The 23145-nt window shown below is 55.7% G+C and carries 26 protein-coding genes; 6 read left to right on the top strand and 20 right to left on the bottom strand.

Annotated elements, in window-relative coordinates; genetic code table 11:
• Position 1: 1 nt before the first annotated feature.
• The 3 genes from nusA to pip form a co-directional block, all read right to left on the bottom strand.
• A complete protein-coding gene (gene nusA / locus B9P63_RS05075) occupies positions 2 to 1624 on the bottom strand; it encodes a transcription termination factor NusA (protein ID WP_085307482.1) in 1623 nt (540 codons plus the stop codon).
• Positions 1625 to 1626: 2 nt separating this feature from the next.
• Positions 1627 to 2208, bottom strand: a complete 582-nt coding sequence (gene rimP, locus B9P63_RS05070) for a ribosome maturation factor RimP (protein ID WP_085307481.1) — start codon at positions 2206 to 2208, stop codon at positions 1627 to 1629.
• Between the two features lie 305 nt (positions 2209 to 2513).
• Positions 2514 to 3485: a prolyl aminopeptidase gene (gene pip / locus B9P63_RS05065; protein WP_085307874.1), complete on the bottom strand. Its 972-nt coding sequence runs from the start codon at positions 3483 to 3485 to the stop codon at positions 2514 to 2516.
• A gap of 60 nt (positions 3486 to 3545) precedes the next feature.
• Between pip and ubiG the strand changes: the two genes are divergently transcribed.
• Positions 3546 to 4289: a bifunctional 2-polyprenyl-6-hydroxyphenol methylase/3-demethylubiquinol 3-O-methyltransferase UbiG gene (ubiG, locus tag B9P63_RS05060; protein WP_085307480.1), complete on the top strand. Its 744-nt coding sequence runs from the start codon at positions 3546 to 3548 to the stop codon at positions 4287 to 4289.
• Positions 4290 to 4367: 78 nt separating this feature from the next.
• Here the strand turns inward: ubiG and B9P63_RS05055 are convergent, their stop codons facing one another.
• Genes B9P63_RS05055 through B9P63_RS05040 form a run of 4 tightly spaced genes read right to left on the bottom strand, consistent with a single transcriptional unit; the run spans position 4368 to position 6675 of the window.
• On the bottom strand, positions 4368 to 4808 hold the full coding sequence (locus tag B9P63_RS05055) for a MarR family winged helix-turn-helix transcriptional regulator (RefSeq protein WP_085307479.1): 441 nt from the start codon (positions 4806 to 4808) through the stop codon (positions 4368 to 4370).
• Positions 4808 to 5638: a carbon-nitrogen hydrolase family protein gene (locus tag B9P63_RS05050; RefSeq protein WP_085307478.1), complete on the bottom strand. Its 831-nt coding sequence runs from the start codon at positions 5636 to 5638 to the stop codon at positions 4808 to 4810. Before B9P63_RS05050 ends, B9P63_RS05055 begins: the two co-directional genes overlap by 1 nt.
• Positions 5638 to 5895, bottom strand: coding sequence for a glutaredoxin 3 (gene grxC / locus B9P63_RS05045; protein ID WP_085307477.1), 258 nt, complete (start codon positions 5893 to 5895; stop codon positions 5638 to 5640). Before grxC ends, B9P63_RS05050 begins: the two co-directional genes overlap by 1 nt.
• Before the next feature lie 30 nt (positions 5896 to 5925).
• Positions 5926 to 6675: a ComF family protein gene (locus tag B9P63_RS05040; protein WP_245830555.1), complete on the bottom strand. Its 750-nt coding sequence runs from the start codon at positions 6673 to 6675 to the stop codon at positions 5926 to 5928.
• Between B9P63_RS05040 and B9P63_RS05035 the strand changes: the two genes are divergently transcribed.
• Positions 6670 to 7467 carry a methyltransferase domain-containing protein gene (locus B9P63_RS05035; protein WP_085307476.1) on the top strand — a complete coding sequence of 266 codons (798 nt, stop codon included), beginning with the start codon at positions 6670 to 6672 and terminating at the stop codon, positions 7465 to 7467. The two genes, B9P63_RS05040 and B9P63_RS05035, sit on opposite strands and share 6 nt — an antisense overlap.
• A 55-nt stretch (positions 7468 to 7522) precedes the next feature.
• Positions 7523 to 8587 (top strand): ferrochelatase, encoded by a 1065-nt coding sequence (gene hemH, locus B9P63_RS05030; RefSeq protein ID WP_085307475.1) that lies wholly within the window; start codon positions 7523 to 7525, stop codon positions 8585 to 8587.
• 201 nt (positions 8588 to 8788) lie between these two features.
• Here the strand turns inward: hemH and B9P63_RS05025 are convergent, their stop codons facing one another.
• Positions 8789 to 8974: a hypothetical protein gene (locus B9P63_RS05025; RefSeq protein ID WP_085307474.1), complete on the bottom strand. Its 186-nt coding sequence runs from the start codon at positions 8972 to 8974 to the stop codon at positions 8789 to 8791.
• Between the two features lie 147 nt (positions 8975 to 9121).
• The gene (locus tag B9P63_RS05020; RefSeq protein WP_085307473.1) at positions 9122 to 9733 is read right to left on the bottom strand and encodes a L,D-transpeptidase; all 612 of its coding nucleotides are present in this window, start codon (positions 9731 to 9733) and stop codon (positions 9122 to 9124) included.
• 164 nt (positions 9734 to 9897) lie between these two features.
• Here B9P63_RS05020 and dalA point away from each other — a divergent pair, with 164 nt between their 5' ends.
• Entirely contained in the window at positions 9898 to 10443 is a 546-nt protein-coding gene (dalA, locus tag B9P63_RS05015) for a divisome-associated lipoprotein DalA (RefSeq protein ID WP_085307472.1), read from the top strand.
• 19 nt (positions 10444 to 10462) lie between these two features.
• Here dalA and B9P63_RS05010 read toward each other — a convergent pair whose 3' ends face one another.
• From B9P63_RS05010 to hslO, 9 genes are all read right to left on the bottom strand, one after another.
• The gene (locus B9P63_RS05010; RefSeq protein WP_085307872.1) at positions 10463 to 10957 is read right to left on the bottom strand and encodes a L,D-transpeptidase family protein; all 495 of its coding nucleotides are present in this window, start codon (positions 10955 to 10957) and stop codon (positions 10463 to 10465) included.
• Positions 10958 to 11035: 78 nt separating this feature from the next.
• A complete protein-coding gene (locus B9P63_RS05005; protein WP_085307471.1) occupies positions 11036 to 11824 on the bottom strand; it encodes an ion transporter in 789 nt (262 codons plus the stop codon).
• 21 nt (positions 11825 to 11845) lie between these two features.
• On the bottom strand, positions 11846 to 13072 hold the full coding sequence (locus B9P63_RS05000; protein ID WP_085307470.1) for a class I SAM-dependent RNA methyltransferase: 1227 nt from the start codon (positions 13070 to 13072) through the stop codon (positions 11846 to 11848).
• 15 nt (positions 13073 to 13087) lie between these two features.
• The gene (locus B9P63_RS04995) at positions 13088 to 14926 is read right to left on the bottom strand and encodes an ABC transporter ATP-binding protein (protein ID WP_085307469.1); all 1839 of its coding nucleotides are present in this window, start codon (positions 14924 to 14926) and stop codon (positions 13088 to 13090) included.
• Complete coding sequence (locus B9P63_RS04990) at positions 14923 to 16758, bottom strand: ABC transporter ATP-binding protein (RefSeq protein WP_085307468.1); 1836 nt, start codon at positions 16756 to 16758, stop codon at positions 14923 to 14925. The genes B9P63_RS04995 and B9P63_RS04990 overlap by 4 nt, the downstream gene beginning before the upstream one ends.
• 26 nt (positions 16759 to 16784) lie before the next feature.
• Entirely contained in the window at positions 16785 to 17366 is a 582-nt protein-coding gene (locus B9P63_RS04985) for a LysE family translocator (protein WP_095532998.1), read from the bottom strand.
• Positions 17367 to 17368: 2 nt separating this feature from the next.
• Positions 17369 to 18514, bottom strand: coding sequence for a CCA tRNA nucleotidyltransferase (locus B9P63_RS04980; protein WP_085307466.1), 1146 nt, complete (start codon positions 18512 to 18514; stop codon positions 17369 to 17371).
• A complete protein-coding gene (locus tag B9P63_RS04975) occupies positions 18511 to 19110 on the bottom strand; it encodes a CoA pyrophosphatase (protein ID WP_085307465.1) in 600 nt (199 codons plus the stop codon). Before B9P63_RS04975 ends, B9P63_RS04980 begins: the two co-directional genes overlap by 4 nt.
• A complete protein-coding gene (hslO, locus tag B9P63_RS04970) occupies positions 19103 to 20077 on the bottom strand; it encodes an Hsp33 family molecular chaperone HslO (RefSeq protein ID WP_085307464.1) in 975 nt (324 codons plus the stop codon). Before hslO ends, B9P63_RS04975 begins: the two co-directional genes overlap by 8 nt.
• Positions 20078 to 20153: 76 nt before the next feature.
• Between hslO and B9P63_RS04965 the strand changes: the two genes are divergently transcribed.
• Positions 20154 to 20615 (top strand): NUDIX domain-containing protein, encoded by a 462-nt coding sequence (locus B9P63_RS04965; protein ID WP_085307871.1) that lies wholly within the window; start codon positions 20154 to 20156, stop codon positions 20613 to 20615.
• On the opposite strand, the gene B9P63_RS04960 is transcribed toward B9P63_RS04965, so the two are convergent.
• Entirely contained in the window at positions 20591 to 21832 is a 1242-nt protein-coding gene (locus B9P63_RS04960) for a PP2C family protein-serine/threonine phosphatase (RefSeq protein WP_342743569.1), read from the bottom strand. The two genes, B9P63_RS04965 and B9P63_RS04960, sit on opposite strands and share 25 nt — an antisense overlap.
• 173 nt (positions 21833 to 22005) lie before the next feature.
• Here B9P63_RS04960 and B9P63_RS04955 point away from each other — a divergent pair, with 173 nt between their 5' ends.
• The gene (locus tag B9P63_RS04955) at positions 22006 to 22335 is read left to right on the top strand and encodes an Hpt domain-containing protein (protein ID WP_085307870.1); all 330 of its coding nucleotides are present in this window, start codon (positions 22006 to 22008) and stop codon (positions 22333 to 22335) included.
• A 1-nt stretch (position 22336) separates the two neighbouring features.
• Here B9P63_RS04955 and B9P63_RS04950 read toward each other — a convergent pair whose 3' ends face one another.
• Entirely contained in the window at positions 22337 to 23143 is an 807-nt protein-coding gene (locus B9P63_RS04950) for an SDR family oxidoreductase (RefSeq protein ID WP_085307462.1), read from the bottom strand.
• Between the last annotated feature and the right edge of the window lie 2 nt (positions 23144 to 23145).

Raw genomic sequence — 23145 nt, 5'->3', positions numbered from 1 at the left:
ATCAGACCTCAGTTTCCTCAGTTGTTTCGCCGTCTTCCAAATCGTCTTCCGATGCTGCTTCCAATTCAGCGGGATCGACCCAGCCCAGCAGAACCCGAGCGGTCATAATCATGTTTTGCGCTTCCTCGAGCTCCATGCCGAATTGTTCCAGCAGGCCCTCGTCCTTCACGCGCTCACCATCGACCGTGGTCCAGCCACCGGCCAATTCCCAATCCGCGCATGTCGCGAAATCTTCCAGCGTTTTCACGCCGTCTTCGGCCAACACTTCTGCCATCTGCGGCGTGATGCCGTCAAATTCAATAAGGCTGTCCTCGGCACCCAGCTCGCGGGCCTTGGCCAGCGCAGCGGCCGCCTTGGCTTCGAGGAATTCACGGGCACGCGTTTGCAACTCGCCTGCGGTCTCTTCATCGACACCGTCGATGACCAGCAATTCGTCCACTTCGACGTAGGCCACCTCTTCAAGGTTGGTAAAGCCCTCAGCAACCAAAAGCTGCGCGAAGAATTCATCCACGTCCAGCGCTTCCATGAACAGCTTCGTGCGCAATTCGAACTCGGCCTGACGACGCTTGCTTTCCTCTTCCTCGGTCATGATATCAATGTCGAGGTTAGTCAATTGCGACGCAAGGCGCACGTTCTGGCCACGGCGACCAATCGCCAGGGAAAGCTGCTCGTCGGGAACCACGACTTCGATCTTGCCGGCCTCTTCATCCAGAACAACCTTGGTAACTTCGGCTGGCTGCAATGCGTTCACAAGGAACGTCGGCTGATCTTCGTTCCATGGGATAATGTCGATCTTTTCTCCCTGAAGCTCGTTCACGACGGCCTGAACACGGCTACCGCGCATACCGACGCAAGCGCCCACGGGATCGATAGAGCCGTCATAGGAAATCACGGCAATCTTGGCGCGCGACCCGGGATCACGCGCAACGGCTTTAATTTCAATGATGCCATCATAAATCTCTGGCACTTCCATCTTGAACAGTTCGGCCATGAATTCAGGCGCCGTGCGCGAGAGGAAAATCTGCGGACCGCGCGCTTCGCGGCGCACGTCCTTGATGTAGCAACGGATACGGTCATTCGGGCGATAGCTTTCGCGGCCGATCTTCTCGTTACGGCGCAAAATGCCTTCGCCCCGACCCACGTCAACAATCACGTTGCCGTATTCTTCACGCTTCACGACACCATTGATAATTGTGCCTGCGCGGTCTTTGAATTCCTCGAACTGGCGATCACGCTCCGCTTCACGAACCTTTTGCAAGATAACCTGCTTGGCCGATTGCGCAGCGATCCGGCCCATTTCAACGGGCGGCACTTCTTCGACAAAGGTCGAACCGACTTCGGGATCGGCCATGTACTGCTTGGCTTGCTCAACCGTAAATTCGGCTTGGTAGTTTTCCAGATCGTCATCCTCGACAACCGTGCGCACCCGCGTGAATGTCGCGCGGCCTGTCTTGCGGTCGATTGCAACGCGAATATCCATCTCAGCGCCGTAACGCGACTTGGCTGCCCGTGCGAGGCTTTCTTCCATGGCCTCGATCACAAGACCCGGATCGATCATCTTTTCGCGTGCCACCGCTTCGGCGGTTTGCAATAGCTCAAGCTGGTTTGCTGAGGTGATTGCCATGGTTATTTCTCCTCCGACAACGGCGCATCGTCCGTTTGAATTTCGTCAAAATCATCTTCGTTAATCGCACCAGCATCTTTGCGCTGACGTAACATCTCATTGATCAAATCATCCGTGAGAACCAACTTGGCATCGCTCAGCCAATCAAAGTTCAAACCAATCGTGCCCTCTTCGACGTTGATCAGCACATCATTGCCTTCAACGCCCGCCAATTCACCCTTGAAGCGACGGCGACCATCAATCAATTCCGTGGTTTCGATCTTAGCCTCATAGCCCTCGAATGTGGCAAAATCCTTAAGCCGTGTCAGCGGACGATCAATCCCAGGGCTAGACACCTCCAGCGTATATTCGTCCACGATCGGATCCTCGACATCAAGGCTTGCGCCGATGGCCGTGCTGATCTGCGCGCATTGATCCACCTCAATGCCGCCCTCTGGCCGCTCCGCCATGATTTGCAGCGTAGTGGATTTGCCCGACATCAAGCGCACGCGCACCAGCTCAAAACCCAAATCCTCGATCACGGGCGTGATAATGGACGCAAGGCGCTGGTCAATGGCAGCTTTGGCAATCAGATCGTTGTTCATATCTCATCCAGCCTATATCTAGGCACAAAAAAACGGGCGCGCGGCCCGTTGTAAAAATCGGTGGAGCGTTTGGTTTGGACCCAGCCGCGCCGCTGTTGAAAGCCTTATAGAACAACGCACCCGAATCTGCAAGGCCAGTTCTGCACCCCAAACGGTGGCAGAAATCACACAAACCGCGAAACAGGTATTGCAGGGAATTCTACCCAGGGTTTAAATGACGAAAGGTAAGGACACTTGGCGTACTTACCTGATTTGTATGTTGACGAGTTCTCACTTTAGGCCGCTTGTTTTGCAGGCGGTCTTTTTCACCGCTGTGCAATCTCATCCATGACGCGCACCAATTCCGCACTGATACCCGGCTCGCTCAGTGCGTGACCTGCGTTGCGCACCATGCGCAAATCTGCGTTTGGCCAGAGCTGCGCAAGATCATACGCCGATTTCGGCGGGCAAATCATATCGTAACGCCCTTGCACGATCACTCCGGGAATATGGCTGATACGGTCCACGTTCTCTAAAATCCAACCATCGCTTTCCAAAAAACCACCATGCACGAAATAATGGTTCTCCAGCCGCGCAAAGGCGCGTGCATATTCCCCCGGAGCCTCACCGCTGCGCCCGTTCGAATAAACCGAGGCAAGCGCATTTTCCCAGCCCGACCACGCCTTTGCAAAGCGCGTTTCAAGCGGCATGTCACCGCTAAAGAGCCGCCTGTGATAAGCCCCGATCATGTCACCACGCTCATCCTCCGGCACAAGTCTTGCAAAGGCATCCCATGTTTCGGGCCAGAATTGCCCGGCACCGCCACCATAGAACCAATCAAGCTCGCGCTGCATCATTAAGAACACGCCGCGCAGCACCAGATGCCGCACACGATCCGGATGGGTTTCCGTATAAATAAGCGCAAGCGTGGCCCCCCAACTGCCGCCAAAGACAATAAATTGGTCGATACCGAGCACTTCACGAATCCGCTCGACGTCCGCCACCAAGTCCCATGTCGTGTTATTGATCACTGACGCATGCGGCCGTGATCGCCCACAGCCACGTTGATCAAACAACACCACGCGGTAAACTTCGGGATCAAAATAGCGCCGCATCGCAGGACTACATCCGCCGCCGGGACCGCCATGAAACACGATCACAGGGATACCATCGGGGTTGCCGCATTGCTCCACATAGATCGTATGCCCACCCGGCATTTCCATCATGCGTTGATCAAACGGATCAATCGGCGGATAGAGATATTGCACCGCGCTCTTTTGGCCTGAGATTTTATCCATATCCATCCTATATAACCTCCCAAAGGCCCGTTACGCCCAAATGAGCACATGGAGACAGGAATGCAAACCGCCCAAAGCACAGTAGATCCAGCCGAAGTCGCAAAATTCGAAGCGATGGCCGCCGAGTGGTGGGATCCGAAGGGTAAATTCAAGCCGCTGCACATGCTGAACCCTTGCCGGCTCGACTACATCACCAGCCAGATTGCGGGGGAGTTTGACCGTGATCTCACCGCGCAGGGACCCTTCAAAGGCCTGCGCATTCTCGATATCGGCTGCGGCGGCGGCCTCTTGTCTGAACCAATGGCCCGTCTTGGCGCGACTGTCGTCGGCGCAGACGCAGCAATGCGCAACATTCCAGTGGCGCAGGTCCATGCGCAGCAATCAGGCCTCACCATCGATTATCGCTGCACCACCGCAGAAGCACTTGCCGAGGCAGGCGAGCAGTTCGATGTGGTGATCAATATGGAAGTGGTAGAACATGTGGCCAATCCGTTGACCTATCTCACCGCCTGCCAGCAGCTCCTGAAATCAGGCGGCCTGCACATCTGCTCCACGATCAACCGCAACCCCAAAAGCTATGCGATGGCGATCATTGGTGCGGAGGTCATTATGCGTTGGCTGCCAAAAGGTACGCATGAGTGGGGTAAATTCATTACTCCTGACGAGTTGTTCGACCTCCTCGCGCAATCGGGCCTGACACCCGTGGATCGCAAGGGCTTCGTATTCAACCCGATCCTGTGGACATGGAGCTTGTCGGCCAAAGACCTAAGCGTGAACTACGTCACCGCCAGCACAAAACCCTAATCGGCTTTATATTGCTCTTTAAACTCTCGGCCCTCCCCCCCTTTTTTTTGGGGGGGTGGGGGGCGAAACGCAGCCGCTTCAATCTTGCTCTAGCTTAAGCCGTAGATCGCGCAGAATCGGCAAAACAGTGCGTAATTTATCGCCCCCTACACCGCCCACGATATCGCGGATCACAGGCCCCATACCCGCCAAAGCCGCATCGCGCGCGGCGGTACCTGCGGGACTGATCGACACAAGCTTGCGCCGCGCGTCGTCCCAATCGGGGCGAATATGCACGTATCCCGCCCACTCCAGCTTGCCTAAAGTGTTGGTCATCGCGCCGCGCGTCAGATGAAAACTCTTGGCCAATTGCGCTGGTGTACGCTCTGCTGATTGCCCCGCCAAATGGTTCAAAACAGAAAAATGTGAAATTTCCATACCCTTAGGCAAAACCCGTCCCAAACGGTTCCTAAGAAGCTGGTCCACAGTCATAATTTCACTGAACAGCGTCACCGCAAGGGCATTTGCATCATCACTCATTACGGACCCTCGAACATGCGATCATGGCGCAGCGCTGCGATCTTACCGCGCGCTTTTGCCACCTCCACGCGGTCAATTTCAACATAGACCACGCCTTGCGCCTCGCCTCCGTCTGCCAAAATTTCGCCCCACGGAGAAATTGCCAGCGAATGCCCGAAAGTGCGCCGCTTTTGCCCGACCCGCGCCGCATGCACCCCGCATTGCGCAGGGGCCAGAACATAACAGCCCGTCTCGATCGCCCGCGCACGCAAAAGCGTTTCCCAATGCGCTGCACCTGTCACATAGGAAAACGCCGCCGGCACCGCCAAAATCTCCGCACCCGCTTGCGCTAAAGCGCGGTAAAGATAGGCAAATCTAACGTCATAACAGATACTTAGCCCCAGCGTACCGAAGGGTGTTTCACTGATGACGGCTCGCTCCCCCGGCCGATAACCATCGGATTCGCGATAAGTTTCCTCGGGCGTCACATCCACGTCGAACATATGAATTTTATCGTAGCGCGCGTTCACGGCACCGCTAGGATCGATCACGAAACACCGGTTCGTAAAGCGTCCGTCCGCATCGCCCGTCTGAAGCGCAAGCGAGCCGAGCATCAGCCAAATCCCAAGCTCCGCCGCCAAAGCGCAGTAGGCTTTCAAGGAAAGATCATCCGCTTCCAACTGCAGCACCGACCGCTGATGTTCACGCGATCCGGAAACACAATTGCTCACCTCCGGCGTGAGCACAAAGCCAGCGCCACCGCGCGCAGCCTCGCGGATCAACTCCGAAATCCGCGCCAAGTTTTCCTGCGGATCATCGCTCGACGTCGTTTGAACCAAAGCGGCGCGCATCAGGCAGCCAACAACGCATCCAACTTGCCCGCGCGCTCCAGCGCATGCAATTCGTCGCAGCCGCCCACATGCGTCTCGCCGATGAAAATCTGCGGCACCGTGCGCCCACCATTGGCACGCTGGATCATTTCAGCCTTGCGCTCAGGCTGCATCATCACGTTCACTTCGGAAAATTCAACGCCTTTAGAACTGAGCAAGCGTTTGGCTGCATGGCAAAAACCACAAAGCGGCGATGTGTAGATTTCAACGGGTTTCATCAGGAGCATCCTTTTCAAGTTGCCCATAACCTAGTCGTCCTTGGCCACGCGCGCTAGGGTCACGACGCAAACCTCACGCGCCTTTGCTATCAAACATGCCTCTGCGCAGGCCGCCAAAGTCGCCCCAGATGTCATCACGTCATCCACCAAGAGCACGGATCGCCCCTCAATCTGCGCCGAACGTTTGGCTTGAACCGTAATTGTACCCGACACTTCCGCAAACCTCGCTTCACGCGATTTTCCGTCCAACTTGGTCGTCGCACGGTCGCGTTTCAGCAAATCAGCGCAATAAGGCGCGCTCAAGTGCCGCGCCATTGCCTGCGCGATCAAAGCCGATTGATTGTAACGCCGCCGCACCATACGCGTCCAATGCAGCGGTACCGGCGCGATCACGACATCCTCGCGCAGAATATCGCGCGCCGCCTGCGCCAGCCACCGCCCCGCCGGGCGCACAATATCGTGGCGATCCCCGTGTTTCAGCGCCAACACCAATCTGCGCCCTCGATCCTTATACAAAAGCGCCGCACGCCCCTGCGTCCAAGGCCGCGCGATACGCATGCAATCGTCACACTTATCACCGCTCTCTACATCGCCACGCATCGGCACGCCGCAGACATCACATACGTCGCCCGTGATAAAGGCCGTATCGCGCCAACATGTGCCGCAAAGCCCGTCATCGCTTGCGACACGAACGCGGCACGACAAACATTCGGGCGGAAACACCGCATGCAACAGGGTTTGAAACCCGGCGCGATGCACAATAAGACCAATCGTATGCAAACTCCGCCTCTCCTCACTGATCGCTCCGCACTGATTGCAAACCGCTGTCGCGCAAGCGACAACTTTCTCGTCGATATCGCACGCGAAGAGACCCTTGATCGCCTGAGTCTGGTTAACAGAACGTTTACGAAGCCGCTGATAATCGGCCCCGCGCCAGAAATTATCCCGAACGCCAAGCATATCGAGGACAGCGATACACTTGATGTCAGCGAAAGAGACCACGACCTCGCCCTGCATTTCATGGCGCTCCACTGGGCCAACGATCCCGTTGGTCAAATCATCCAAAGCGCGCGCGCCCTCAAACCGGACGGGTTGTTTCAAGCAGTCTTCCTTGGTGGCCAAACCTTGAACGAGCTACGCACAAGCCTTGCCCAAGCGGAGAGCGAGGTCACAGGTGGCCTTTCCCCGCGCATCGCCCCCATGGGCGAAATTCGCGATCTGGGCGCGCTACTCCAACGCGCCAGCCTTGCCCTGCCCGTGGCCGATAACATCACGATCAGAACCAGCTACAAAGACGCTTATCACCTGATGCACGACCTTCGCCGCTTCGGCGAGGCCAACGCCCTCAACGCCCGCCTGCGCCGCCCGACGCGCCGCACAGTGTTTCAACGCTGCGCCGAGATCTACGAAAAAAACTTTGCTGAGGACGGCAAAATCATTGCCACCTTCGAATTTCTCTTTCTCGCTGGCTGGGCCCCCTCAGCAGATCAACCCAAGCCCCTGCGCCCCGGCTCTGCCACTTCACGCCTTGCGGATGCGCTAAAAACCACAGAAAAACCACTGCGCGATTGACCGCGCGCACAAACCGCTTATCTCGCACAATAACCTGACCTTCCGGAGTGATCACATGTTCGATACCAACGTCCCCGCGAGCTGCCCAGCGCACGCACCCAAAGATCACCCGAAAATCCCAGAGGCCAAAGTCGGCATCCTGATTTCCAACCTCGGCACACCTGACAACACAGATTACTGGTCCATGCGCCGCTACCTTGGTCAATTCCTCTCGGACCGCCGCGTTATCGATTACTCGCCGTGGATTTGGCAGCCATTGCTGCAACTGATCATCCTGTCCAAACGCCCCTTCACCTCTGGGGCGGCCTATCGCTCGATCTGGAATGAGGAGGCGGATGAAAGCCCGCTGATGACGATCACCAAACAACAGCATGCCGCGATCACTGAAACAATGACCGCGCGCTACGGCGATAGCGTCATGGTCGATTACTGCATGCGTTACGGCAACCCCTCAACGAAAAGCAAGGTGCGCGCCATGATCGCTGCTGGCTGCACCAAAATCCTTTTCGTGCCGCTCTATCCTCATTACGCAGGAGCGACGTCCGCCACAGCAAACGATGAGTTCTTCCGCGTGCTGATGAGCGAGAAATGGCAACCCGCCACGCGTACGATCGCACCTTACTTCGAACATCCACTATATATCGAGGCGCTTGCGCAATCTGTCGAGCGCGCCTACGCCGCTGCGGACAAAAAGCCTGATATTCTGGTCTGCTCCTACCACGGTGTTCCCGAACGTTATCTACGCGAGGGCGATCCATACCACTGCCAATGCCAGAAAACGACGCGCCTGCTAAAAGACCGCCTAGGCTGGGGCGACACCGCAATCACGACAACCTTCCAGTCTAAATTCGGCCCTGAAGAATGGCTCAAACCCTACACGGTAAAAGAAGTCGCGCGCCTCGCAGAGGAAGATGGCAAGACCAACATCGCAGTGATCGCGCCTGCCTTCTCTTCCGACTGCATCGAAACTCTGGAAGAGATCAACGAAGAGATCAAAGAGAGCTTTGAAGAGGGTGGCGGCGAACATTTCACTTACATCCCCTGCCTCAATGATGACGCAGCACATATCGCCGCGCTCTCTGCTGTGATTGAAGACAATCTCAAAGGCTGGCTCGACTAAGCGTCTCTCCACCCTTCATCTTTCCACTTAAACTTTAGGGGGTGGGGCAACGCCCCATTCCGCATGTCTTTTTGGACATGCTAAAAAAGTGCGCGCTTCAGCGCGCTCAATCAGAAGACAGACCTCTAAAGACCTGTCTCAAGAATAAGAAAAGGCGGCACCGCAGTACCGCCCTTTCAGATCAGATTTCTAAGCGTGAGCTTAGGAAGCTGCGGCCGCGGCTACAACTGCAAGAATCAGCAGTGGAACCAGGATACCGGAAGAAGAAGAACCCGCTTTGGCTTCTTCAACGATGATTGGCGCTTCCATGATTGGTGCAGCCATGTTGCCCGCGAAGGCAGTGGAAGCAGCGACGGAAAGTGCGGCAGCAAGTGCGATTTTTTTCATAGTACTATCCTCTAGAATTCGCCCATTGCCTTGTTAATAAGACAATAAGCACCCAAGACTTAAACCTCGTATCTTGTTCTAACCAGTTATTATCAGGGAATGCAAACCCATCTTTTAACCGCTCACCCCAAGATCGCCTAAATGTCGTCAAATAAGCAACACTTGTGTGCCCACTTTGGCGACCGCAAACAACTCCGCAATGTGCTCGTTGTACAAGCCAATACACCCATTGGATGAGCGGCGACCGATCTTGCGTGTATCATGCGTTCCATGGATGCGATAATAAGTCCAGCTTAGATACAATGCGTGCGTTCCAAGCGGATTGTCCGGGCCTGCAGGAACAAAGTCCGGCCACTCGGGGTTGCGCTTCTTCATAGATGGCGTCGGACGCCAGGTGGGCCCCTCGACCTTACGCACGATCGTCGTGCGACCTTTTTTAGTTAAATCAGACGTAAGCGGCACCGAAGACGGGTATAGTCTGTAACCCGCACCGTCTGCAGGCCAGTAATGCAAGGCGCGGCTCGAGATATCGACGAGTATCGCGCCATTGTTCAGATTGCTAAAATACGGACGCCAGTCCAGTGTGCGAAAGCTGGAGATGTTACGCCGCACTGCATGGCTGATGTCTTCTTCAATCTCGACGGCGCCATTGCTGGGGATCGGCGTCTCTTGTGCCAATGCCGGTCCCGCCAGAACAGCAGCGCCCGCAGCACTTATAAAACTGCGTCGATCCAGCCTCTTTTTCACATCTGCGCTCACCACGTTCTCCAATTCAGACCGGCACCTTTTTCCACATTGTTATTGCGCGAAAGCCTCACTCGCAATTGAAACGCACGTGATTGTGCAAAAGCCAACCGATTGTGGGTTTGAATCGCAACGCATAGAGGAGTAGGGCTAAGCTAGTTAAGTCGGGGTACTATTCTATGAAGCGCATCGGATTTCTTCTTGTTTTGGCGACACTTGCCCTCACCGCATGCGGCAGCCCCCAACAAACCACGCTCGCGCCGGATGGAAAACCGCTTCCCAAAGTCTACCGCATCGGGGCTGGCGATGTGGCTGAAATTCAGTTCCGCATGCTTGATTCAGTTAATTCTCTGCGCGGCGCATCCGGTGCCGCACCTCTAAAACTTGATGCAATACTGAATGCCGCCGCAGCAACCCATTCGCGTGATATGTCGATCCAGAACCGCCCCTGGCATTTTGGCTCTGACGGCTCGTCGCCCATCGATCGTGTGCGCCGCGTCGGTTATACAGGTCAGCTCAAGGGTGAAAACATTTCAGAAACCTATGAGACGGAACTCGAAACGCTCGCCGCCTGGATGGAAGAAACCAACACGCGCAACGTCATCCTCGACAATTCTGCGACCGATATGGGCTTTTCCTACTTTCAAGAAAGCAACGGAAAAATCTGGTGGACCCTTGTTACAGGAAGGCAAGCAAGCGGCGCGCTTCAGCTCGCTGCAAACTGACGCCCCACCAACCCCTCACTTATTTATAAATAGAGATCGGCGTGCCGTTTTCGACCATAGCATAAATCCGTTCCATCTCCCGGTTGGTCACGGCAATGCAACCCGCAGTCCAGTCGCGGCCACCGCCAGCGTTTTTGCTCGGGCGTCCGTGGATAAAGATATCGCCCCCGGGGCTAACCCCAGCTGCTTTCGCTTTGGCAATGTCCTGTGCATTCGGGTAATCGATGCCGATAGACAGGTGGAACTCCGAATTCGGATTACGACGGTCGATAATATACTCGCCCTCCGGCGTTCGCCCGTCGCCCTCTTCACCTTTGTGACCATAAGGCGCAAATCCAAGCCCGATGTCGTAACTGCGCAGCACCTCGCCCCTGTGCATCAGGTGCATCTTGCGCTGCTCTTTGTACACGATCACGCGCGTCACGTGCGGACCATTGTAGCGTTTGAACTTGCTCGAACACGCGCTCAACGCCAATGTAGAGGCAATCGAAAGAATAAGAAGGCGTCGTTTCATTTGAATCACTGCCTCAAATTCGGTGCTTACAATTAGGTCCTTCATAGACGGTTTCATTCGCCGCTCAAAAGGATTTCGCTATCTCTGACGCTCTTGTGACGTCTCTTTCTGCGAAAGCATCTTTTCGATCGTTTCAAGCCGCGCGACAACTTCGTCGCGATACGCATCCGTGCGCGCAACATCTTCGGCTTGATGCGCATCCTGCATCGAATTCACGATCAGACCCACCAAAAGGTTAACCACCGCAAAGGTCGTCATCAAAATAAACGGCAGGAAAAAGGCCCAAGCGTAGGGATAAACCTCCATCACAGGGCGCACGATGCCCATGGACCAGCTCTCGAGCGTCATAATCTGAAACAGCGTGTAACCCGATTGCCCAAGTGAGCCGAACCACTGCGGAAAATCACTTCCAAACAGTTTCGTTGCAATCACAGCACCAATATAAAAAATGATCGACATCAACAGGAACACGCTGCCCATCCCGGGAAGAGCGGTAACGAACCCCTCGACCACGCGCCGCAGACTTGGCGCAACAGACACGACACGCAGCACCCGCAAAATACGCAAAGCGCGTAGTACCGAAAGGCCACCCGATGCCGGGACGAGCGCGATCGCAACTACCGCGAAATCAAAAAGGTTCCAACCACTGCGAAAGAACCGCGCACCCCGTGCGATCAACTTGGCGATAATTTCCCCAACGAAGATCGCCAGACAGGCTGTGTCGATCGCAAGAATAAGTGTGCCATAACGCGCCATCACCTCGCCAGAAGTTTCAAGCCCGAGCACTATGGCATTCAGAATAATCACCCCAATGATGAAATTCCCGACCCAAGGCTGGTCCAGCCACGCATCTAATTTTTGCCGCATCAGAATGTCCTATCCACGCCCTTAGCGCTGCATATGTGTGCGGCCAAACTTCGCTGCAAGCTCTACATGCGCAGACCAGCGGAATTGATCCACAACCTGTATCCAATCAAGCGTAAAACCAGCCCCGATCAGCACCTTCGCGTCGCGCGCGAAGGTCACGGGATTGCATGACACATAGGCAAGCTGTTCCAATGCGCTTTGCGCAATCTCGGCCACTTGCGCCTCTGCCCCCGCTCGCGGCGGGTCGAGCACAGCAAAATCCATGTGCTTGAATTCGTCCTGCATCAACGGACGTCGGAACAGATCACGCGCGACTGCTTGCACTTTTTTCAGCCCTTTGGCCTTACGCCAGCCACTGTCCAGCGCTGCGATCATCGCCTTGTCGCTCTCAAGCGCAAGAATTTCAGATCGCTCTGCCAGAGGCAGCGTAAAAGTGCCGCATCCCGCAAACAGATCGACGCCGCGCGCGCCGCTGACCGCGTCCAACACCGCAGCAGTTAAGACATCCTGCCCGTGCTGCGTTGCCTGCAAAAAGGCACCAGGCGGCGGAACCACCTTGCCTGCGCCAAATTTCTGATGTGGCGGATTGCGCATACCGATGACCTCGTCGTCCCACGTCAGGCGCGCAAGGCGGTGCTTTTCCACCAACCCCGACAGCGCGAGTGTGAGCGCATTGTCCAGCAGCTTGCCACCTTGCACATACACATCAAGCCCGACCTCGGAGAGCGTGACATTCACCGACATCTCGCCTTTGCGCGATCCACCAATCAAGGCCAGATCATCCATCAAAGGACCCGCTTGCAGCAACTCTGGCACAACAAGCTGACACTCCGGCACGGCGATCACCGTATCAGAGGCGCGCGCATGAAACCCCCAAAGCGCGCCCTTTTTAGTACGGCGTACTGCAAATGTTGCGCGGCGACGGCTTTGCGGCGGCGAGGTCTTGATCGCACGGAACTCCGTCTTGATCCCATGGGCATCCAGTGCGCTTTGCACGATCCGCTGCTTGAAATCTGCCACGAACGGCTCTGCCGCGTGCTGCAACTGACAGCCTCCACAGCTTTTGTAATGCTTGCAAAGGGCGGCAACACGCAGATCAGACGGCTCGACAATCTTCACGTCGCTCAAGCGATCCCCGTTGCGAATACCCTGCACACGCTCGCCCGGAAGGGTGCGCGCGGCATAAACGGGGCCGGCGGCGATTCCGTCGCCCTGATGCCCCAAACGCTCTATCAAAAATTCATCCATAAGCGCGCTAGTGCCTTATCCGGCGGCAGAACGCACGTCGATAAAGCCACCTGACTGACGATTCCAGTAGCGCGCATAAAGCCCGTCCTGCGCCAGCAGCGCATCGTGCGTACCATCTTCAACGATCTGGCCATCATCCAAAACGATTATCCGGTCCATCTTGGAGAGCGTCGACAGCCGGTGCGCGATCGCCAGAACCGTTTTACCCTCCATCGCGCGCTCTAGCGCGGTTTGGATCGACGCTTCTACTTCGCTATCCAGTGCGCTTGTCGCCTCATCCAGCACAAGAATGGGTGCATCCTTCAAAATCGCACGCGCCAAAGCGATACGCTGGCGTTGCCCACCCGATAGCTTGACACCGCGCTCACCCAGATGCGCATCATAGCCTCTGCGTCCCGCATTATCGCGCAGGTTGGCAATAAAACCACTCGCCTCTGCCTGCTCCGCCGCGTGCACCATGTCCGCGTCATCCGCACCATGACGCCCATACAGGATATTGTCCCGTGCAGAGCGATTAAACATCGCAGTTTCCTGAGTGACCATACCAATAGCGCGCCGCAGCGAGGTCTGCGTGACCTCCTCAAGCGGTTGCCCGTCAATCGAAATGCACCCGGATTCTGCCTCATAGAGCCTAAGAAGAAGCGACACCAAGGTCGATTTACCAGCGCCAGACGCACCGACGATGCCCAGCTTTTCCCCCGCGCCAATCGTGAGGGTCATGTTCTGAACACCGCCGAGTGCATTGCCGTATTGAAAGTCCACATCTTCAAAGCAGATTTCGCCTTGTTCGACGCGGATATCCTCTGCGCCTTCCGCGTCATCGACGCGGATCGGATTGCTCAGCGTGCGCATCCCGTCCTCAATTTCGCCGACGTTGGAATAGATAGCCATCAGCGTGAAACTGACCCAGCCGGTCATCTGCGCGATGCGGATCGACACGGCGCCCGCGGCGACAATATCTCCCGGGCTTGCTTGTCCCAGCTGCCAGAAATAGATCGACGCACCCATCAGCAAAACAGGCAAAATGCCCGCAACCAACATCAGAAAAAACCGGAACGACGCTGCGATCCAGCCATATTGAAGCGCCTCATGGCGGTACTTGCCCATTGCACCCAAGGCGACCTCGTCCTCATGAGCGTCATGCGCAAACAACTTGACCGTCTTGATATTGGTGATCGTATCCACCACCTGCCCTGACACCACCGCTCGTGCCCCTGCCCGCGTCGCAGATCGCGCGCGAATTCTCGGCAAGAACCAGGCAATCAACGCAAAATAGAACACAAGCCAAATCACGAACAATGCAGCCACGCGCCAGTCGATCGCGCTCAAAAGCGCGAAACTGCCAACAAGCGACGCCAACGCAAAGGCCACCACGTTGATCGTTTCGGACACGACATCCGTCACCGCACGCGCCGTTTGCATCTGCTTTTGTGCGATACGCCCCGCGAAATCGTCATCAAAGAAAGTGACCGATTGCCCAAGCGACCAACGGTGCAAACGCGACTGCACCAAAGTCGAAACGTTTGGCATCACGATGATGTGGTTCGCGCCGGACGACAGTGCAAAAGTCACAGGCCGCAGGATCACGAAGAACCCGACAGCCAGCCCGATCATGAGCATATTTCCCGGTGCGTAGAAATTCTCAGCACCACTGGCGACGACCGTGTCGATCACCATGCCAAGAATCCACGCGGTGCCCGCCTCCATCGCACCTGCCGCCGCCGACAAAAGTGCCGCAAAGATCAGAACCGGCCAAGCCCCCGACAGACACCAGCCCAAAAACGCGCGTAGCGTGCGCGGCGGCGGCCCATCAGCAGGGCGAAACGCTTCGATCCATGTGTCGATCTTTTTCATACATCCTCGGCATTCAAAAACCCGCCCGACTGACGCGCCCAGAACTCGGAATATAGCCCACCCTTTTTCAAAAGCGCGTCATGGCTGCCGTCTTCGACAATCTTGCCGCGATCGAGCACCAAAATGCGGTCCATCTGCGCGATCGTGGACAGCCGGTGCGCAATCGCAATCACCGATTTGCCAGCCATCATCCCATAGAGCGTTTCCTGAATCGCAGCCTCGACTTCACTGTCGAGTGCGCTGGTCGCCTCATCGAGCAGCAGGATCGGCGCATCCTTCAGAATAACCCGCGCAAGCGTGATCCTTTGGCGCTGACCGCCCGATAGTTTCACCCCCCGCTCGCCGACTTGAGCATCGTATCCCTCGCGGCCCTCGGCATCGGCAAGGCCCAGAATGAACTCATGCGCTTCGGCCTTCTTGGCGGCTGCGACAATCTCTTCCTCGCTCGCCTCGGGCCGCCCATAAGCGATGTTGTCGCGCACAGAGCGGTGCATCAAGGAACTATCTTGCTGCACCATCCCGATCTGTGCACGCAGGCTGTCTTGCGTTACCTTCGCAATGTCCTGCCCGTCGATCAAAATGCGTCCACCATCAGCGTCGTAAAACCGCAAGAGCAGCTTGACCAAAGTGCTCTTCCCTGCACCTGATCGACCGATCAAGCCGATTTTCTGACCCGGTTCAATACGCAACGAAACAGAGTCTAAACCGCCTGTTTGTCTCCCATAATGATGAGTGAGCCTATCCATTTCAATCAGCCCGTTGCGCAGATCCAGACGCTTTGCATCCACATCGTCAACCAAGGTGATAGGTTGCGCAATCGTCTCCATACCTTCCTTCACGACACCAAGCTGCCGGAAGAAGGACGTCAGCGCCCACATGATCCAACCCGTCATCGCGTTAAGGCGCAACGCCAGCGCAGTAGACGCAGCAACAACGCCAACCGACGCTTCGCCCTGCATCCAAAGCCAGATCGCACCACCAACAACACCGATGATAAGCAAACCGTTCAGCATCACCAAAACCACGTCCATCATGGTGAAAATGCGCATTTCTGCTTGGAATGTGACGCGTGCTTCTTCGATCGCGTCTCGGGCGTAATCAAGCTCTTGCGGTCCATGACTAAACATCTTTACCGAATGAATATTCGTGTACGCATCGACAACGCGCCCCGTCACCAATGAGCGCGCATTCGACGAAGCTTGCGACGCTGGCCCAACGCGCCGGACTGTCCACAAAACCAATGCGCCATAAAGGCCTAACCAGATCACTAAAGGCACCGCCAAACGCGGATCGGCCTGCGCAAGCAGAATGGTCGAACCGATGACATAAGCCAGCGAAAAGGTGATCGCGTCGAACACTTGAAACACCGCCTCGCCCGCAGCGGGCGGTGTTTGCATGATCCGGTTTGCGATGCGCCCCGCGAAATCATTTTCGAACCAACCCACCGATTGCCTCAGCACATGTTTATGCGCGCGCCAACGAATGAGCGTGCCAAAGTTCGGCAGAATGGTATTGTTGAGCAACGCCACGTCGATGAATTGAAGCACAGGACGGATGAACAGGATAAACAGCGCGACCAGAATGAACTCGCCGCCGTAAATCGCCCAGACCTGCGCTGGATCGCCCTGCAAAATATCTACGACGCGGCCCATGTAGGAAATTAGCCAGATTTCGACCACAGCGACGACAACGGACATAATGCCCGTGTACCAGAATACCTTTTTGAACGGCTGTGCATAATTCATCATGAACGGCCACAGCTTCGTAGGTGGCACATTCGTTTCCGAATAGCTCACATAAGGATCAACAAGGCGTTCGAAGAAACGCAGCATGGCACGCAGCCTTCCAGTCTATTTGGTTAGACGAAGACCATGAGCGAAAAAATCACCAAGGCCAAGGCCATGACGCGCATGAAAATGCGCCATGCCAGCGGTGCCATCAAAAGATAAGTAAGAAGCGCCCCCGCGGAGGTCCAGAACAGGCAGACAAAAAGGTTAATGCCCGAAAACGCGCTCGCGAGGCGCAGCGCTTCGCCCGTCGGGGAAAGCCCACCCGGATAGGCCGACATCGCTGTTAGGGCGACGGCCCAGATTTTCGGGTTCACCCATTGGAACAGCAACGCTTGGATGAAAGTCATCGGCGCGTCCGTGTCGTCCACCTCGCGTGGCTTGGCATTCCAAAGCCCCCACGCCATCCACAAAATCCAAACCGATGCGAGGATCTTAAGGGCAAGCGTCAGGCTCGGAAATGCTAGCAAGATAGCGCCAAGACCATAGGCAGTTAGCCCCGCAATGATCCCGACGCCCAGCGCGACACCCAGCAGATGAGGGAGCGTGCGCATGAACCCGAAACGCGCGCCAGAAGCTGTGAGCAGGATCACGTTGGGCCCAGGCGAAAACAGGCCTAGAAAAACGAACAAATACAGGGGATCACTCAAAATGGTCACTTGAGAAGGTCACTTTTGCTCAGCGTAAATTCCGATGCGATCCATAGCGCTTCCAACGCTTTGAGGCGCGCGCCCAAATCCTTGCCTGACAGGTCAGGGAGGTCTTTTGCCTTCACTGGAAATGCCGCGCTTTCACCTTTTTTAGTTTCTTCTATTTGCGTTTCGCTTAAAGGCATCTCCAATATCGCAGCACGCAAGATAAGCACATCGAGCGCAACGGGGCTGCCATGCAAATACCCCAAATGTCCGGCCGCTTTCATCGACCCGACTTCCCCGCGCAACATCGCCCAGCGCGCCCTATCCGCCTTGCTCAGGCGCAGTTTTTCTGCGTTTTCGCCCCCGCATAACACGCTCAAACGGCGCATCGGATCAGGGGCAACACCCCATTCCTGTTCATGGTGAATCAAGGGCGAAAGCCCGCGATCATCGACGCCATCCAGAACTGTACTTAAAGCGCCACAACTGCGCATCGCAGCAACCGCCATTGAGGGATCAGGCGCACTCAGTAACTTTTTCAACTCTGCGCCGACGCGTTCGCGCGACAATCTCTCCAACCCCTCAAGATTGCCTGCCACCGCCGCCAGCCCATTCGCATCAATCCCGAGCGCAGGATCGCCGTACCACGCAGTAAAGCGAAAAAACCTGAGCGCGCGTAGATAATCCTCGCAAATGCGCGCGCCCGCATCACCGATGAAACGCACATGACCGCGCTCTAAATCCGCCAGCCCACCCAGCGGGTCGATCACACACCCATCGGCCATCGCGTAAAGCGCATTCATGGTAAAGTCGCGCCGCGCTGCATCCCTCGCAACGTCATCGAAAAACTGCACTTTGGCATGGCGTCCATCGGTTTCAACGTCCGCACGAAACGTGGTTATTTCATGTGCGATACCGCCTGAAACGACTGTTATCGTACCATGGTCCAGCCCCGTTGGAATAGCGCGTAAACCAGCGGTCTTCGCACAGCGCGTCACCTCTTCAGGATGCGCATCCGTGGCGATATCGATATCCGAAACAGCAACCTTCAGAAGCGCGTTACGCACGCATCCGCCCACGAAAAGCGCTTGGTATCCTTGACCGGTTAACGCGTCAAAAACTGCTTGGGTCGCCAGTGCCTCGATCCAATCGCCCGCGATTTTCATCGCGCAGCCAGGGCGTCAGCAAAGGCGCGAAGCATGCGCGCCGTTGCCCCCCAGATGTAATAGGACCCGTAAGGAATGGTATAGTAATACCTGCGCTTGCCGCGCCAGCGCCGGGACTGTATCTGGAAATTCTCTGGCTTGGTTAAGAAGGCCAGAGGAACCGTAAACACTTCGGTCACTTCGCCAGCTTCGGGCCTGATCCCGAAGGGCGCTTTCAGCAGGCCCACGATCGGCGTGACCGTGAAGCCCGTCACCGTTTCATGCGGTGCCAGTGTTCCTAAAATTTCGACGTTGCCCCTCGGCAGTCCGATTTCTTCCTCAGCCTCTCGCAGCGCGGTTTGGATCAGGTTTTCGTCGCTTTCATCCTGCTTGCCACCAGGAAACGCAATCTGCCCCGGGTGATGTTTCAGCGCACTGGAACGCATGGTCAGGATCACCCGCCATTCCCCATTCTGTTCAATCAAGGGAACAAGCACCGCCGCCTCGCGAAGCTTGCGCCCCCAGGGAAGATTAATTTCAGGATTCAGATCATAATCGGACGAGGGCGAATTCGCCCCCACCAGCTTCGAACGAATATGCGCAATACGCTCAGGCATCCGCCTCGAAACCCACACTCGCGGGGTCCAGATCGTAATGCGCGCCGCAGAACTGGCAATCCGCCGTCACGCGCCCCTCTTCTGTCGTCATCGTCGCAATATCTTTGGCCGAATAGATAGATAGGCTCTGACGAACGCGCTCCTCCGAACAGGTACAGCCAAAACGCACGGGCTGAGCGTCAAAAACACGCGGGGATTCTTCGTGAAAAAGGCGAAGCAGTAGAGCGTCTGGTGTAATGATCGGGCCGATCAATTCCAATTCATCCACCGTATCAAGCAGAATATTCGCGCGCTTCCAGTTTTCACCATCATCGCCACCGCCCGCAACATCATTCGCGGACAAAAGCCCACCCTCGCCCGTGGCTTCGGTCACCGAAGGTGAGGCTTTCGGCATGTGCTGCAACATCACCCCCCCCGCGCGCCAATGCGGCGCAGCATCTTCAGTCGAAATGCCGAAACTCAGCTCGAACCGTGTTGGAATTTGCTCGGACTGCGCGAAATACGCTTCGGCGCAGGTCGACAAGGAGCCGCCCGCGATTGGCGTGATCCCTTGGTAGGGCTGCATATCTTCACCTTGGTTAATCATGACCGCGAAATAGCCTTCACCAATTTGCTCGAACGGGCTCGCGTCGGTCAAACGATCCGCATCATAGCTTGCATAGGCCCGGATGCGCGCAGGTTCACCATCTTCGGTCGGGCCATAATAGTCCGTCGCGATCATACGAACCGCACCTTTGGATTGCACCTGAAGCGACAGCTTCCAGCGTAATTTTATCGTTTGGCCGATCAGGGCGGTCAGGACAGCCATCTCTGCGACCAGTGCTTCGACCGCCGGTGGGTAACTATGTTGTTGAAGAATACCGTCGAGAACACCGTCAAGGCGCGCAACGCGGCCACGAATGTCCGAAGCATCCAACTGAAATGGTAGGACCGAATCGTCCCAAGCGAGTTTTTGTCCAAGTGACATGGGGTTTCCTTATGCGCAGGCTCTTGGCATACCGCGCCTATATAGGCGCTTCAAGCGCAGGTCCAAGGGCAAGCACATGATCAGACGTTTTGGTACACCTCCCAAAAGCGGTGTAACTTATCGCAACCGACCCGGCGCATATGCTATCCTCATCCGCGAAGGGAAGGTGTTGTTAACCTTCCAGGAAGAACCAATCCCTGAATTTCAAATTCCTGGTGGCGGTATTGATCCGGGTGAAAGCCTGATCCCAGCACTACGCCGCGAGGTTATGGAAGAAACCGGTTGGAGCATTGGCGCACCTGTGCGTCTTGGCGCATTCCGCCGGTTTGTCTTTATGCCAGAGTACGACATGTGGGCAAATAAACTCTGCCATATTTTCCTTGCACGGCCCGCGATGAAAATTGGCGAGCCCACAGAAAGAGGGCATCACGCCAACTGGGTTCCTTTTGAGCAGGCTCCTAATCTGATCAAAAACGTAGGTGATCAGCAGTTTTTGCTTCGCGCGCTTGATCGCTATTGCCAAGGCAAAAATTCATAAAGAACCGCTGAAACATCATCAGGAAAACCCGCATCAACCGCGTATTCCGACAACATCCAAACCAGCGCTTCAAGCAATTGCGGGCCGCTTGACCCGCTTAACTTTTGCACCATCCTCTCGAATCCATCTTCCCCAAGCATATTACCCTCAACATCGGGACATTCGGTAATGCCATCGGATGACAATATAAGCTGATCACCCGGCTCCAACTGAACCCGAAATTCCTCGAAGTCCACATTTTCGAACAACCCTACAGGAAGCCCGCCCGTTCCGTCCTGCTCGATACGTCCATCCTTGCGGCGCACCAAGGGATGCGGATGGCCCGCTTGGCACAACGTCGTTGCGCCGGTTTCCATATTAGCCAAAGCCAAAATTACCGTGAAATAGTGGTCCGTCTCCATTTCTTCCAACACAATCCGATTGAGGTCTGCGATCACATCCGATGGCGGCCTTGCGCAAATTGTCCCGTCCTCAAGATAGCATAGCGCAATGTTTTGATCGGGCGAGGGGGACGTCAAATACCCCGCCAAACGCGCCGTCATAAGGGCCGAACTCACCCCGTGGCCTGACACATCAATTGCAAAAAAACCGACTTCGGTACTGGAGATCGGAAAATAGCCAACCAGATCGCCGCCCACGTGACCCGCAGACAGCAAAGTGAAAGACAATGACGCGCGATCGAATTTTTTGTGTTTCTCACGAACCAAGGATTGTTGAAGTTTCTTGGCCTCTATCAGATCGAGATTCAGGGAATCGTGCACCGCACGCAACTGATCCAACGTATCGGAAATGACCTTGGTCTGGCTGGTCAACTCACGCTGCATCTGGATGATACGTTCGCCCGCAGCCAAGCGCGCACGAAGCTCGATACCGTTCACGGGTTTGGTAAGGAAATCGTCTGCCCCGCCCTCCAGACCCTGCGCCACATCATCCTTCGCGCTCTTGGATGTCAAAAGGATGAAATACCCGTAACCTTCGCGTGGCATCGCTTTGAAAAAGCGGCAGAATTCCAGGCCATCCATCCCCGGCATCATCCAATCGCTAAGCACCAGATCAGGTGGCCAGCCTTCACAAATCTCAAGCGCCTGCGCCCCGCCTTCGGCTTCACGCACCTCATACCCCATACGGGACAAAGACGCGGAAAGGATGCGTCGTTGAAGGCGGCTATCATCAACAATGAGTACCTTAATTTTTGACAAGTGGCTCTGTTCGAGCACGCCCAATTCTATCGGCTGGATTGCATTCACTTTCTTTCCTCTCGACGCCCTCGCTAAACCGAAAGTCCTAAGGAAAAGTGAAATTCAAAGTTCTAACAAACTTCTGATCAGCTATGGTTTTAGAAACGACTTATTCACTTTTTCCACAGATAAATCCCCCACAGGAGGGCGACATGATCAATTGGGCACGGGCGACAGAACTGCGCGATGAAATCGGCGCAGAGGACTTTGAGGAAGTTGTTGACTTATTTTTGAGCGAGGTCGAAGAGAGGCTTGAAACCCTTAGCAAAGACAAAAGCATCGACGCCATCGAGGAGGATTTACACTTCCTCAAAGGCAGTGCGCTTAACCTTGGCTTCGAGGGCCTTGCAAAGCTTTGCCACCTAGGGGAAAAACGCGCGGCGTCCGGCGAACCGGTCGAGGAGCTAGATCAGGTCGTCGGCGTTTACGAGGCATCCAAAACGGCGTTTCTATCCAAACTGGCAGAAAGTGCCGCCGCCTAGATCAGATAAACTTGTGCATCTCTTTCAAGTCGCCGTTTTCAGAGTCTCGCAGGAACTTGCGTCGAAGCCCTTGCATACCAGAAATCCAGCGCATGTGATCCGTGCCTTTGAGTGCGACATATTCAGAGACTTGCGGATGCGGCAGGATCAAAAATTCTTTCGCGATCATCCCGGCCAGCACACTTTGCGCCACATCATCAGCGCTTATCAAAGAACCGCCGGTGTCGGTCTGATCATCCATATCCAAAAGCGGTGTCGCAACATACTGGGGGCAAACCACCGACACATCGATTCCGTCGCCACTATGGGTGATTGCCAAGGATTCAGCAAAACTGACGGCGGCATGTTTGCTCGCCGAATAGGCCGCGTCACCGATTTGATTAAGAAGCCCGGCCGCAGAGGCGACATTCACCAGATAGCCGCCACCGCGCGCGATCATCGAAGGCAGCACGGCTCGCGACGCGTAGACATGCGCCATCACATGCACTTCCCAATTCAACTGCCAGACTTGTGTGCTTGCAGAGGCGGCATGACTCGGTTCACCACAGGCAAGCCCTGCATTGGAGATGAAAACATCGATCGAGCCAAGGCGGGTTTCGGCTGTATTAATCAGTTTGATGATCTGGCTCTCGTCGCGCACATCGCATTGAACTGCCAGCCCGCCTGTATCAGCAGCTATTTTTTGAGCCGCTGCACCGTTTAAATCCGAAACGCAAACCCTGGCACCCTGATGCGCAAACATCCGCGCCAGCGCCGCGCCAATTCCGCTACCGGCACCCGTCACAACAATCGTCTTGTCTGCAAACATTT

The sequence above is a fragment of the Planktotalea arctica genome, assembly GCF_002105285.1.
Classification (GTDB): domain Bacteria; phylum Pseudomonadota; class Alphaproteobacteria; order Rhodobacterales; family Rhodobacteraceae; genus Planktotalea; species Planktotalea arctica.
This window is presented reverse-complemented; position numbering and strand designations above follow the sequence as displayed.